Consider the following 13,176-nt stretch of genomic DNA (forward strand, 5'->3'; position numbering starts at 1 on the left):
AGCTGACCTACTCTTCACCGTGCCATTCCGCTTGGTATTCACCCAGAAAATCGACCATAACTTCTTGCCGGTGAGCCGCAATTGATACCGCCACATCCGTGTTCATCAGGTCCTTTAATTTTAAGAGTTTTTCGTAAAAATGATTAATGATCGTTTCGTGATCAAGGTTGCGGTATTCATCATGGTTCATGTCCGTTCGGGGAGCAATACTAGGGTCGTATACTTTTTCGCCAAACCGGCCCCCGTAATAAATGGCCCGGGTAATGCCAATGGCCCCGATGGCATCCAACCGATCTGCATCTTGAACCACCTGTCCCTCCAGCGTAAGCGGCTGAGCGGCCCCCTCTAAGGACTTAGAATAGGACATATTATCGATAATAGCAAAAATCTGGCTAACCTGATCGGCTGTTAAGCCAATGGTCGTTAAGGTATCGCGGAGTGCCTGCTTAGCCGCCGGAACATCAGTCACCAGTTTTTCATCATAGGTGTCATGCAGGTAGGCCGCCGCCAAGGTAATGAGTTCATTGGCCTGAGGGATCCGGCGCAAAATGGTTTTTGCCATGCGAACAACGCGCATAATGTGGTCAACCCCGTGACCCGTTTCATCATCGGTCGCCTGACCTAACGCATAATCTTTAATTTGTTCTAACTGTTGCTGTTCATTTGCATTCATACCGCTTCCTCCTTTAGTTGCTCTCCCCTATTTTCCCACGTTCCGTTCCATTCGTCAGCAAAAAAAGCACGATCAAAATTCGATCATGCTTTAGACAAATAAAAAGGTTTAGAACATTAGGACCGCTTCGCTTAAAAAAGCGATTCTTGCGGCATGGTTAACCGCAGAAAGTTGAGAAGCGGATCCCGACTAAAGACAGACCACAATCCAATAGGAAAAAGGCCCAAATCCGATCAAAATACAATCAAACTTGGGCCTTTTCCCTATTCGGCATGGTCTAAACATCTTATGTCCCGGCCTCAAATAAAAAGCGGGAGATCAATCGACCTTCCGCTTTAGTCATATATTTGTTTAATGATGGGTTGAAATTATTCGCCCCAGGCAGCCATACCTTGTGCTTCATAAACACTAGCAGCCATGTTAACTTGTTCAGCAGCTGACATACCAGAGTGTTCACCATGGCCTAGTAATTGGAAGTAACCGTATGCACCTGATGAAGCGTTAGAGATGTTACCGTTACCGCCAGATTCACGCATGATGATCCGTTGCCAAGTCGAAGCAGATACTCCGGTCTTAGCAGCCATTGCACTAGCAACTGATGATACTGAGCTTCCTACTGATGAGGAAGAAGTTGAACTAGTTGAAGTTGAGCTCGAGTTGTTGCTTGAACTAGTTGCTGCTGTGTTGGAGTAGCTCTTAGTTGAAGCAGAAGAACTGTTTGAGCTCGTTGAAGCAGCTGAGCTGTTAGAGTTCGTGTTGTATGAGCTCGTTGTTGATGGTGTGTAAGTGTACGATGGCGTGTATGAACCAGTGGTTTGTTGGCTACTTGTTGAAGTAGTTGTGGTTGCATCATCATCCGTAGGTACAGTTAATTGATCACCAACGTAGATCAGGTCGTTCGTTAAGTTGTTAGCCTTTTCGATGCCAGAAATAGTTGAGTTGTAAGCTTGTGCAATTTCTGAAACCGTGTCGCCGGATTTAACAGTAACAGTGGTGTCGGCACTTGCTGAAGTCGTCCCTGCTAATAAGGTAATTCCTAATACAGCTGCGGTACCTAAGGTTGAAGCTAAAGTCTTATTGATTTTCATGTAAACGAAAGTCCTCCTTGATTTGTGTTGCTTAACTTGATGTCTATTAGAATACACGGTTTGTGTTACTAATAAATTGACATCACATGTCAAACACGTTAAGAAACCAAGGGTTTTGTTACATTCTGTAATATTTTTAACCGTTTAGTTTAATTAGAGGGCTTTCATTCACATTTCCGTCGGTGACTCGCTTACTTTGTTTGCCCGGTCAAGCCCTGGTGAAGCCAAGTTGCGGCGGTATCAGCAAAGTGTTGACCCTGAGCAAAGATCCCAAACTTATCAAGGAAGGCGTGGCTCATGCCGTAGTAACACATACTGTGGGAGTTAACGCCAGCCTTAGCCAAGTTCTTTGCGTACAGGTAGCCTTGGGGCCGTAATGGATCAAATTCATCAATGGCAATCAAGGCCTGTGGCATCTTTGCCATAATATCATCTGGAATTTCAATTGGTGAAATCCGAGGATCGTCAACATTTTGGCTTCCAACATAGACTTGACGTAATGTATCCATTCCTTTTCCTACAAATAATTGATCATTATCATAGCGTTCCTTTGTGACTGAATTGAAATGGTATTTCGATGCCGGCCAGTCAATCTTTTCCGCAACGTCATGGTCCAACGTCAAACATGGGTAGGCCATAAATTGATGGGTAACGTAATTATGCCCGTCTTTACGGTCTTGGTAAGCAACGGCAGCTGCAGTGGTTCCCCCTGCACTGTCACCGTATACCGCCACCGTGTTTAAATCAACGTGTAAGTCACCCGCATTATCCACAATCCAGTTCAAGGCAGCGTAACAGTCGTCAAACCCGGCCATTGCTGGATATTCAGGTGCTAACCGAAAGTCAACGTTAAAGACGCGCATATGAGCCTGTTCAGCCATGTAACGACAGAAGTTTTGGTTGACTAAAACGTTACCGCCAATCCATCCACCACCATGGTAAGCCACAATGGCCCCTAACTCTTCGTCAGGATCGCTCATTTGTGGGGTATATACTGTAATTGGTAATTTAGGATCGCCATCCGTATAGACCTTAGTCGTTGTTACCCCGTGCGACAGATCGATCCCTTCTGACCCCATTCGGTCACGCCAGCGGTACGCTGCCTGATCAGCTTCACTATTTGGCCGATTTTTAACCTTACTCATAATTTCTGACGTTGGTGCAAAAGCGCCCCCGTTATCCCGTTGAAAATGAGCGTTAAAATCATCCATACTGTACTGTGGGACCCATGGATCTGTAATTCCCCGAAACCAAACATTATCGTCGTTCTTTGCAAAATCTGCATTCTGTTCCAAACGTCGAAGCTTAGCATTGTAATCCTTTACAGTTGGTGTCCACGTAATCATATGAAACTCCCCTTCCATTAGTTAAGTTGAACCACCCCTATCGTAAACAGTCTGTCCATAAAATGCAAAGAAAAACGCCCGAAGCTTTGGGCCTCAAGCGTTTCACTAATCATTTGTTAGTTGTTTCAAACTAAAAAACCGCTCACCGGCCTAGGCATACGCCTTAGTCGCTGAGCGGTTTAACGTTGGTTTTTAAGTTTAGTACCAACCGTTAGCTTGCCAGAATGCTTGTGCGGCACTCCATGAACCATAACGGGAGCTAACGTAACTGTTAGCAACCTTTTCTTGGTTAGCAGCAGAGTAGTCACCGTTTAAGTATGAAGAACTTAATTGGTACTTTCCGATGTATTGACCGTTAGTGGCAGTGTATGAACCACCGGATTCCTTACCAGCAATCCATGCCTTAGCAGCTTCTTCAGATGAAGAACCCGTCGTGGTAGAAGCTGATGCAGAACTTGTACGAGTCGTGTTAGTTGAAGTAGATGCAGAAGCTTGGTTAGTCGTGCTGCTGTAGTTAGCGGAGCTCGAAACTGAGCTGCTTGCTGAACTGTAGTTAGCAGCTGGTGTGTAAGATTGTGTTGATGATGCTGATGCAGCGTTGTTGTTTGAAGTCGTGTTGGAACTCGTTGCAACTTGAGCTGAATCTTCGCCAGGGATAGTTAATGTTTGACCAACGAAGATCACGTTGACGTCACTTAACTTGTTGGCGTTTTGAATTGCATCTAAGGTCGTGTTGAATTCTTGAGAAATTCCCCAAACCGTGTCACCAGATTTTACGGTAACGTTAGTATCGGCACTCGCAGTTGAAGCAGTAAATGCTAAGCCGCCCCCGATTACTGCAGCTGTCCCCAAAGTTGTCACTAATGTTTTCTTGATAGTCATGTACTTGATATCCTCCTTGAATTGCTTAACGAGTAATAAGGATACCTGCTTAATGTTACGAGTGAATTGTCGTTTTTTTACGTCCATGTTAAAAACGGCGCTTTTTTATTACATTTTGTCTTATTTGTAATCAAACTGAAATGATGTTTTTCAATCAACACCACGCACCATAGCTTTTTGTATATTGCATTTTGTTTCAAACGCATGAAAAATAACCTGGCTTTTTCGAACTAAATTTGTTTCTTAAAAACGATAAGCTATAATTAATGCATATAATAAACAGTTATTACTAAACGCTATATCATCATAAAAAAGGCACCCCAAATTACCGATCAATACGGTAATTTTGAGGTGCCTTCCTATATTATTAACTTAATGCTGCTGTAAAACTGAGTTACTTGCCTTCAACGTCCGTACCGTCGTACTCGTTCTTCATAATTTGGGCCAGTTCGGTCACTAATGGTTCACGAGGGTTAACCGTCGTACATTGATCTTCGTAAGCTAATTCAGCTAAACTGCCAACCTTGGATTCAAATTCATCCTTGTCAACGCCGTTAGCCTTCAGACTTAAGGTAACGTCAACTGAGTGAGCAAGTTCAATGAACTTTTGAACGAGGGCTTCCACTAATTCATCGTCAGTATTACCCTTTAAGCCGAGGTAACGCGCAACGTTCGCGTAATCAGAGTTAGCCCGGTAGGCTTCGTACTTAGGCCATGCAGTCATCTTGCTTGGTTCCTGGGCGTTGTAACGGATGACATGTGGCAACGTAATGGCAATGGCAATCCCGTGGGTTAAACCAAAGGCCCCACCAAGTTTGTGAGCGATGGAATGGGTAATCCCAAGGAATGAGTTCCCAAAGGCCATCCCGGCAATGGTTGCTGCGTTATGCATTTCTTCTCTGGCATGCTGGTCGCCGTTGTATGAAGCGGTCAGGTTATCGAAGACCATCTTGATCGCTTGTAAGGACCATGGCCGAGTGTAATCAGACGCCATCACGGAAACGTAGGATTCAAGGGCGTGGGTCAAAACATCCAGTCCTGAAGCTGCGATCGTCCGTTTTGGAACCGTCATAACGAATTGACTGTCCACAATGGCAACGTCTGGTGTCAAAGCGTAATCAGCTAACGGGTACTTAACGTGGGTCTTAGAATCCGTAATAACAGCAAATGGTGTCACTTCGGAACCCGTTCCGGACGTGGTTGGGATGGCAACGAACTGGGCCTTGTTAGCCTTATCCAGCTGATAAGTCCGCTTCCGGATGTCCAAGAACTTCTGCTTAGCACCAAAGAAGTTTGCGTCTGGATGCTCGTAGAACAACCACATTGCTTTGGCAGCATCCAGTGGTGACCCACCACCAAGGGCAATAATGGTATCTGGTTGGAATTCACGCATCAGCGCAACCCCACGGTCAACCGTATCCGTATCTGGGTCCGGCGAAATGTCAGAGAACATTGCGTAGCGGAAACCATCAGGACGCCGTTTTAATTCGTTCAGCACTGTGTCCACGTACCCATTCGAAACCATGGATGGTGACGTTACGATAAATACACGGTGAATACCAGGCATATCGTTCAGGTAACGGACGGAAGTCTTTTCAAAGTAAACACGAGGTAATTTAATCCATTGCATATTGTTTCGCCGCTTTGCGATAGTTTTAATGTTGATTAAGTCGAATGAAGAAACGTTGTGAGAAATTGAGTTGTGACCCCATGAACCAGTCCCTAACGTTAATGAAGGAATCATTTCGTTGTAAAGGTTACCGATCCCACCTAATGAAGTTGGGGTGTTGACTAAGATCCGGGAAGCCTTCATTTGAATTCCGAACTGAGTGGCCACTTCGTCATCTTCAGTTTGGATCCCAGCCGTGTGACCCATTCCACCATAGTGAAGGATAGCGTCACAAATCCGGAAGCCGTCTTCTTGATCCTTAGCCTTGTAGACTGAGATTACGGGACAAAGTTTTTCACCAGAAATTCGTTCATCTGGGCCAACCTTCGAAACTTCAGCTGCTAAAACCTTGGTATCATCAGGGACATCAATTCCAGCCCCCTTAGCAATAGCAACGGCAGACATCCCAGGGATTGGGCCCTTAACGCCGCCATCCGGCTTAAACATGAAGTCAGTTAACTTTTCGATGTCCTCTTGTTTAACAAAGAAGACCCGACGTGCTTCCATTTCTTCCTTAACGGCATCGTAGATTTCGGCATCGATTACAGCACTGTTTTCAGTGGCACAAACCATCCCGTTATCAAACGTCTTAGAAAGGACAATGTCGTTAACGGCCCGTTCAATCTTAGCCGTCTTTTCAATGTAGACAGGACCATTACCAGGTCCAACACCTAGGGCTGGCTTACCGGTGGAGTAAGCGGCCTTCACCATACCGGGACCCCCGGTAGCTAACGTGCTGGCAACCCCATCGTTGTTGATTAACTTGCTAACGGCTTCAACCCCGTAATCGTTAGTCCCAATCCATTGAATAACGTCTTTTGGTGCCCCAGCAGCAACGGCTGCATCATAGACAACCTTTGCAGCTGCCATGGAACATTCCAGGGCTTGAGGGTGAAAACTAAAGATAATTGGGTTCCGCGTCTTAACGGCAATCAAACTCTTGAAGAGCACCGTTGACGTTGGGTTAGTAACGGGTGTGATCCCGGCTAACACCCCAAGGGGTTCAGCGACGGAAATCAACTGACGGTCTTGGTCATCATCAATGATGCCAACCGTCTTATCGTTTTTAATTTTGTGCCAAATTTCTTCGGTCGCAAAAATGTTTTTAATGGCTTTATCTTCTACTGAACCACGGCCCGTTTCTTCAACGGCCATTTCAGCTAATTTCATGTGTTGATCCAATCCAGCGATCGCCATTTGGTGAACGATGTGGTCAACTTGTTCTTGAGTAAAGTTATCCATAGTATTCAAAGCAACTTGGGCTTTGTCCACCATGTTATTAATATAATCATCTACAGAAACTGATGGTTTTGGCTTTTCTTGCGTTTTTGTACTTTTAGCCATGTCTTATGCCTCCGTTTATTGATTCAGGTTTGTTATCTCATTCACAATTAATAGTTTAGCACGTTTTTTTAAAATGTAAACCCGTTTGTTCAAAAAATCACTTATTGTTTTTCTACCCTCCCAGCCCTAACAAACGCCTGTTTTCATTAAATAGGCGTTGTAAGCGAATACATTATCACCAAATTAATTTTATTTGTTCAAAAAATCACTTTAAGACGTTCACGCTATGGACCAGTCAAATCGAAAGAGTGTGTGAATAAAAAAATAGGCGGATTAGTTCAAACGCAAGCTTTCACTTGGTTTTAGCTAATCCGCCAATCACTATTTCGTTTCCTTAACTTCCTGAAGTGGCCGATGAACGATTTGCAATAACCGTTCCGACTGCAACCTAGCTACAATCGCATTAATCGCTACCTGCACCAAGTTTTCGTTCAGGTTGTCCGTTGAACTGACCTCGTAGGTGTCGCCTAGCCGGTGCAGCTGCATCTCCAGCTGATCCATGAAGTTATCGTAGGCCTGCTTCGGAAACTTACCTGCCGTGATCTGATCAATACCCTCGCGAACCGTATCCGTTTGAAACATGGGTTTTAGCAGCGAAATCATGATAATGTCAGCGAGCTGCATGGTCTGATACTTTTTCTTGATTGGGGCCATAATCACCTTGTGTTTAACGTAGTTATTAATCATGGCGGGCGTGATAGTATCCACTCCTAGGGGGCCTAACGTATCATTGATCAGTGCAATCACTTGGTCCATGTACAAATCAAAGTTCGGCAAATCGTCCCACCGGGGTAATTTGATGTGATGCATCTGCTGTTCCCAACGTTTGTACTGTTCAAAATCGTTCATAAGCAATCCCTCCTGAGCTTCTTTATTCCATTATATCACGTTACCTAGTTTTAACGACTAGATAACATCATGAAAGTATAAAAAAGATTTACCGCCAATGAATTTTACTGAAAACCCGTTTGCCTAGGATTCCTTGGACTAAGTAGTAGACGGGATAGGCGCTAATAAGCAGGGGTACGTAGATCACGGCCATTTTCCAATTAAAAATGGAAGCGAGTGAAAATAGTGGACCGCCCCAGACGAAAATACTAACGAAGCATACGGCCATAAGCGTCACCAGGCCGATCTTCAAACGGTTTAGCGGCCGAGCGACCAGCAGTAAGGCAAATAGCCCAATCACACCCGTAAACATCACGCTTAACGTTGAAGTCTGCGTGTAATTGAGGGCCAGCAAGTCGCCCAGGTACATAATGACTAAAATATACCCCACGTCGCAGATCGCCGCCGGGGCCGCAATCTGCATCACCTTCTCCATGAACTGCCCCGTTAAGCGCTGATAGTTCGGCTCAAGGGCCAAAAAGAAGGTGGGAATCCCCACGGTCAGAACCGAAATGGGCGTTAATTGAATGGGTTGAAACGGGTAACTACGCGTCATAAAAATAAAAATCAGCGTTAGCATTACCGAGTACATCGTTTTAATCAGGTATAACGATGCGACCCGCTCAATGTTATTGATAACCCGCCGGCCCTCATTGAGCACGTTAATCATCGCATCAAAGTTAGAATCCAGCAGGACGAAGTCGGCAATGCTCTTTGTTGCTTCACTCCCACTTGCCATGGCCACGCTGCAGTCCGACTGCCGCATCGCTAAAATATCGTTGACCCCGTCACCCGTCATAGCTACGGTGTGGCCAGCCCGTTGAAACGCAGCAATGAGTCGTTTCTTCTGAGCGGGCGTAACCCGACCAAAAATGGTTTCATGGGCCACTAGGTCGTCATATTGTCCGTCGTCTGCCTCATCCGTAATTTGGCTCATGTTAACGAACTGATCGGCTCCGTCTAGCCCGGCACGCTTAGCAATGCTGGCCACCGTGGCGGGGTTGTCCCCCGAAATGACCCGCAGCGACACATCTTGATTCTTAAAGTAACGCAGCGTGGACTTGGCGTTTGGCCGCAGTTCATCGCTGATTAAGACAAGGCCTTGAAGGGTTGGATTCACTAACTGATGATCCCGAACATCTTCGGCCGTCGCCAGGCTTAAGACCCGGTCCCCCGCTTCAGCGTACCCGTTGATTTGCTCGGTCACCCCGTCTGGAACTGGACTGAAAATAAACTCTGGTGCCCCCATGACAAAAATGCCGTGGTCCCTAAACTTGGCCCCACTCCACTTCCGTTCCGATGAGAACGGCATAACGCTATCAACGGCCCAGTTTACTTCGGGCAGCGCTGATTGTAATGCCATGGCCGTTTCATTAGTATCCTCCGTTGCCCGCACAATGGCACTCAGCGCCTGTTTCTGCCCACCTTCATCTAAGGGACCGAGGGGCTTAACTGCCGCTAACTTTAATCGACCACTCGTGATGGTCCCGGTCTTATCCAAACACAGGACATCTACTCTGGCTAAGGCCTCAATGGCGGGCAAGTCCCGAACTAGAACGTGTTTCCGGGCTAAGGTTACCGCTCCAGCAGCTAAAGCCACGGACGTCAATAGCACTAGACCTTCAGGAATCATTCCCACCATGGCAGCGACCGTCCCTAGAATTGACTGGTTAAGGTCGTTGCCGTGCAGCATTTTGGAGGCAAATAAGATGGCCCCCAACGGAATGATGGTGTACGTCAAAATTTTAATAATTCTGTTAATCGTTGCCAGTAGCTGACTTGCGCTCTGTTTTTCGTGCTTGGCCTCCGTAGAAAGACGCTTCACAAAGCTATTTTCTCCCACGGCAGTAGCCTGAATCACTGCTTGGCCACTCATGAGAATGCTGCCAGACGTGACGGCATCCCCCGTTTGTTTGAAGATTGAATCGGATTCACCCGTAATTTGGGATTCATCCACTTCAATTCCCGTCGTCTCACGTACAATTCCATCAACGGGCACCTGATCCCCGCGGCCCAATAACAATAAATCGCCTAATACAACCTCTTCCTGTCGGACTTCCAGTGGCTGGCCATCCCGCCTAACCGTCATTACCCCCTCAGATAACAGGGTCATTTCATCAATTTGATGTTTCGAGCGAATTTCTTGGTAGATCCCAATGGCCGTATTCACCACTGCAACCCCCAAAAAAAGCAGGTTTTTATAACTTCCCGTCACCAAAACTAGGGCTCCAAGAACTAAATTAATGGCGTTAAATAGGGTGAACACATTATCCCGAAAGATTTGCTTTACCGATCGAGTCAACGGCGGCAGGGCATCATTTTGCTGTCCGCTAGCAACGCGCTGCTGAACTTCACTAGTCGTTAGTCCGGTTGCCAAATTAGTTGGCTCCTGCTTTGATTTCTCCATGTGATCCCACACCTCCATCGTTTTACCTACACTTTCTATTGTACTCAATTCTGCTCACTTTCGCCCGTGAGACCGTTGATTCTTGAGGAGGATTTAAGGAATAAAAAAATCCCTTCTCCAAGAGAAGGGATTACTGCTGACCCGTACGGGATTTGAACCCATGTTACCGCCGTGAAAGGGCGGTGTCTTAACCACTTGACCAACGGGTCGCTTTAATATGTTACTATCATATCGAAATTAATTAGGAAAATCTACTGACAAACGGATAAATTTGCCTAATTATATTGATACAACAAAGAGAATAATTGGAACATTAGGCCCGCTTCGCTTAAAAATCTGACTCTTGCAACATGGTCCGAAAGCTCTTCATCCTTAGCAGAATGCTTTCGAACCAGTAGTTACGGGACATAAGACAGACCACAACCAAATAGGATAAAGGACCAAATCCGATCAAAATACAATCGAACCTGGTCCTTTATCCTATTTGGCATGGCCTGAACGTCTTATGTCCCTGCCCCCATCTTTTTGCCTATTCAATTGGAATATTATGCATTCCTTCGCCGTCCTGATTAATCTTGGGAAGGCTTAAGTGTAAGACGCCATCTTCAAAAGTGGCTTCGATCTTGTCACGATCAACGTTAGGCAGATAAAAGGCCCGCGAAAGGTCCTCCGTCAATCTTTCTTGAAGCATAAGATGATCAGACGAATTTTCAACCGTTCCTGCTGCTTCATACTTCGCTGCAATTCGCAAAGTATCCTCACGGTAATCAACGTGTAAATGACGTTTTTTGAACCCTGGCAAGTCAACATCCACCAAATATTGGGTTTTAGTCTCCACAATATCCGTCTTCATTAACTTTGGCGCTACCATTTGGTTGAAATGTTCCCCCACCTGATTAAAAAGGTGCTTGGGGTCCAGATTAAGGTTTCCCATTCTAAATTCCCCCTTGGTTAAGGTTGCTTAGCCTTAGAAGACATCACCGGCATCCGTTTGGATCTTTTGGCCGATGGCATTCGCCAGCAACTTTTGGGCTTGTTCACGTGGAATTTGATCCATGTTAAAAATAATGCTGTCCGTATCTCCACCCACAAAGTCAAATTCTTCGTAGTAAACAAATGGATCGTGATCTTCATCATTTAAGAAATGGCCTTCAACTTCACCAGCAAAAGCCTTTGCCCAATCTGGATCATCCATTTCGGGGATGTCCTTTTTGGTGACGTAACCCTGGTCCAAAATTACTTCAGCCGCTTGATTAACCGTTTCATCATCAAAAGCAAACGTCTTTTCTGTTTCCTGTTCTTTATCAGCCATAACTAAGATCTCCTTCGTTCAGTATACCTCCATTCTATGCCCAATCTTTTAAAACGAAAAGCGAAGTGACCGACCAATTCACAATTAATGTCGAAATTTTTCATCCAATTAAGCACCTTGACTTAAAAAACACCCGCATCCGCTGTATAATTAGACAAGACTATTGAAAACATGAAATGAGGAATGATTTTTGGCTAGTGGTCAATTAATAAGTAGTCTCGTGATCATTATCGTGACTTTCTTTTTCGCAGCCTTCTTTGTGGCCTGCGAATTTGCGCTTGTACAAACCCGTCCAAGTGCGTTAGAAGATGAAATGAGTAAGCACGATAATCCATCGGTTAAGATGAAACGTGCTATGAAAATGATTACGAACTTAAATGAATATCTTTCAACAACACAAGTTGGGGTCTCACTTGCAGGAATTATTCTCGGGTGGATTGGTGAGACCTTCTTTATTGATATTTTGATGGATCTATTTGGGTTAGAAAAGTTTGTTGGTCCATATGCACATATCATTGGTGTGCTTTTAGGGGTTCTGATTTTGACCTACCTTGAAGTGGTCTTAACGGAAATTGTTCCTAAGAACGTGGCCATTGACATGCCGATGAAGGTCTTAAAGCTCGTGGTAACACCGTTACACTATTTCCACATTCTGTTTTATCCGTTTGTATGGTTGCTGAATACTTCCGCAACTGGCGTCGTTAAGTTATTCGGAATTCCCGTCGCTAACGAAAGCGATGAGGTTTTCTCACAATCCGAAATTTTAAGCCTGTCCAAAAATGCCGTAGCTGGTGGTGAATTAGAAAAAAACGATTTAGTTTACATGCAGCGGGCCTTTGAATTAAACGATAAGGTCGCTAAAGATATCATGATTGATCGTACCCAACTGGTCGTGATTGATATTACGGCAACCGTTAAGGAAGCGTTGAACGTCTACCTCCAAGAACGGTTCAGCCGGCTCCCCGTCGTTGCAGATGGTGATAAAGATAAAATCTTAGGTTACGTCTACAACTACGATTTAATTCGACAATCTCAGGTCAACCCTAACATTCGGATTGACCGGCTGCTTCGTAACATTGATACCACACCTGAAACGATGCCAATCACGCAAGTGCTCCAACAAATGATTCAGCACCGAACCCCAATCGTGGTCGTGGTGGATGAATATGGTGGAACATCAGGGATCATCACGGACAAGGATATCTATGAAGAATTATTCGGAACCGTGCGTGATGAAATTGATGACGCCAACGATGAATATATCTTTAAGCAGCCCAATGGCACCTACCAAGTTAGCGGCAAGATGACCACGTATGACTTTGAACGTTTCTTTGATACTGATATTAAGGGATTTGAAGCTTCTGAATCAGTTACCCTATCCGGCTATGTTATTGATAATTACCCGGACGTTAAGTCCGACGACATTATCCACATCGAGAACTTTGACCTAAAAGTCCTCGATTATGAAAATTCCTTTATCAATTGGTTTGCCGTCACGGTAAACGACCCTAAACCGGTCAATGAGAACGATAAGGATAAATAAACCAATAAAAGAAGCGATCGGAGT

Annotated in this window: 10 protein-coding genes and 1 tRNA gene; 1 reads left to right on the plus strand and 10 read right to left on the minus strand. The window is 45.1% G+C overall.

Going from position 1 to position 13,176, the window contains the following annotated elements:
• Nucleotides 1-7: 7 nt before the first annotated feature.
• The 10 genes from DCM90_RS07265 to DCM90_RS07310 form a co-directional block, all read right to left on the minus strand.
• A complete protein-coding gene (locus DCM90_RS07265; RefSeq protein WP_109250707.1) occupies nt 8-673 on the minus strand; it encodes an HD domain-containing protein in 666 nt (221 codons plus the stop codon).
• A 368-nt stretch (nt 674-1,041) separates the two neighbouring features.
• Nucleotides 1,042-1,761 carry a LysM peptidoglycan-binding domain-containing protein gene (locus DCM90_RS07270; protein WP_109250708.1) on the minus strand — a complete coding sequence of 240 codons (720 nt, stop codon included), beginning with the start codon at nt 1,759-1,761 and terminating at the stop codon, nt 1,042-1,044.
• A 191-nt stretch (nt 1,762-1,952) separates the two neighbouring features.
• Nucleotides 1,953-3,107, minus strand: a complete 1,155-nt coding sequence (locus DCM90_RS07275) for an alpha/beta hydrolase (protein ID WP_165815249.1) — start codon at nt 3,105-3,107, stop codon at nt 1,953-1,955.
• Between the two features lie 198 nt (nt 3,108-3,305).
• Nucleotides 3,306-3,989 (minus strand): aggregation-promoting factor, encoded by a 684-nt coding sequence (gene apf, locus DCM90_RS07280; protein WP_109250710.1) that lies wholly within the window; start codon nt 3,987-3,989, stop codon nt 3,306-3,308.
• Between the two features lie 394 nt (nt 3,990-4,383).
• Nucleotides 4,384-7,002, minus strand: a complete 2,619-nt coding sequence (adhE, locus tag DCM90_RS07285; protein WP_109250711.1) for a bifunctional acetaldehyde-CoA/alcohol dehydrogenase — start codon at nt 7,000-7,002, stop codon at nt 4,384-4,386.
• A gap of 321 nt (nt 7,003-7,323) precedes the next feature.
• Nucleotides 7,324-7,851, minus strand: coding sequence for a DUF1836 domain-containing protein (locus tag DCM90_RS07290; protein WP_109250712.1), 528 nt, complete (start codon nt 7,849-7,851; stop codon nt 7,324-7,326).
• An 88-nt stretch (nt 7,852-7,939) separates the two neighbouring features.
• Nucleotides 7,940-10,297: a cation-translocating P-type ATPase gene (locus DCM90_RS07295; protein ID WP_109250713.1), complete on the minus strand. Its 2,358-nt coding sequence runs from the start codon at nt 10,295-10,297 to the stop codon at nt 7,940-7,942.
• A 137-nt stretch (nt 10,298-10,434) separates the two neighbouring features.
• Nucleotides 10,435-10,506: transfer RNA gene (locus DCM90_RS07300), tRNA-Glu, on the minus strand.
• 320 nt (nt 10,507-10,826) lie between these two features.
• Nucleotides 10,827-11,231: an Hsp20/alpha crystallin family protein gene (locus DCM90_RS07305; protein ID WP_109250714.1), complete on the minus strand. Its 405-nt coding sequence runs from the start codon at nt 11,229-11,231 to the stop codon at nt 10,827-10,829.
• A 33-nt stretch (nt 11,232-11,264) separates the two neighbouring features.
• The gene (locus DCM90_RS07310; RefSeq protein ID WP_109250715.1) at nt 11,265-11,609 is read right to left on the minus strand and encodes a hypothetical protein; all 345 of its coding nucleotides are present in this window, start codon (nt 11,607-11,609) and stop codon (nt 11,265-11,267) included.
• 190 nt (nt 11,610-11,799) lie between these two features.
• On the opposite strand from DCM90_RS07310, the gene DCM90_RS07315 reads away from it, so the two are divergent.
• Nucleotides 11,800-13,152: a hemolysin family protein gene (locus DCM90_RS07315; protein WP_109250716.1), complete on the plus strand. Its 1,353-nt coding sequence runs from the start codon at nt 11,800-11,802 to the stop codon at nt 13,150-13,152.
• Nucleotides 13,153-13,176: the final 24 nt, after the last annotated feature.

The sequence above is a fragment of the Levilactobacillus bambusae genome (assembly GCF_003124125.1).
GTDB lineage: Bacteria > Bacillota > Bacilli > Lactobacillales > Lactobacillaceae > Levilactobacillus > Levilactobacillus bambusae.

Excerpts from the sequence above, each read along its gene's own strand:
- DCM90_RS07265 (WP_109250707.1), bottom strand. The coding sequence starts at position 673 with ATGAATGCAAATGAACAGCAACAGTTAGAACAAATTAAAGATTATGCG.
- DCM90_RS07290 (WP_109250712.1), bottom strand. The coding sequence starts at position 7,851 with ATGAACGATTTTGAACAGTACAAACGTTGGGAACAGCAGATGCATCAC.
- DCM90_RS07275 (WP_165815249.1), bottom strand. The coding sequence starts at position 3,107 with ATGATTACGTGGACACCAACTGTAAAGGATTACAATGCTAAGCTTCGA.
- DCM90_RS07305 (WP_109250714.1), bottom strand. The coding sequence starts at position 11,231 with ATGGGAAACCTTAATCTGGACCCCAAGCACCTTTTTAATCAGGTGGGG.
- adhE (WP_109250711.1), bottom strand. The coding sequence starts at position 7,002 with ATGGCTAAAAGTACAAAAACGCAAGAAAAGCCAAAACCATCAGTTTCT.
- DCM90_RS07295 (WP_109250713.1), bottom strand. The coding sequence starts at position 10,297 with ATGGAGAAATCAAAGCAGGAGCCAACTAATTTGGCAACCGGACTAACG.
- DCM90_RS07270 (WP_109250708.1), bottom strand. The coding sequence starts at position 1,761 with ATGAAAATCAATAAGACTTTAGCTTCAACCTTAGGTACCGCAGCTGTA.
- apf (WP_109250710.1), bottom strand. The coding sequence starts at position 3,989 with ATGACTATCAAGAAAACATTAGTGACAACTTTGGGGACAGCTGCAGTA.
- DCM90_RS07310 (WP_109250715.1), bottom strand. The coding sequence starts at position 11,609 with ATGGCTGATAAAGAACAGGAAACAGAAAAGACGTTTGCTTTTGATGAT.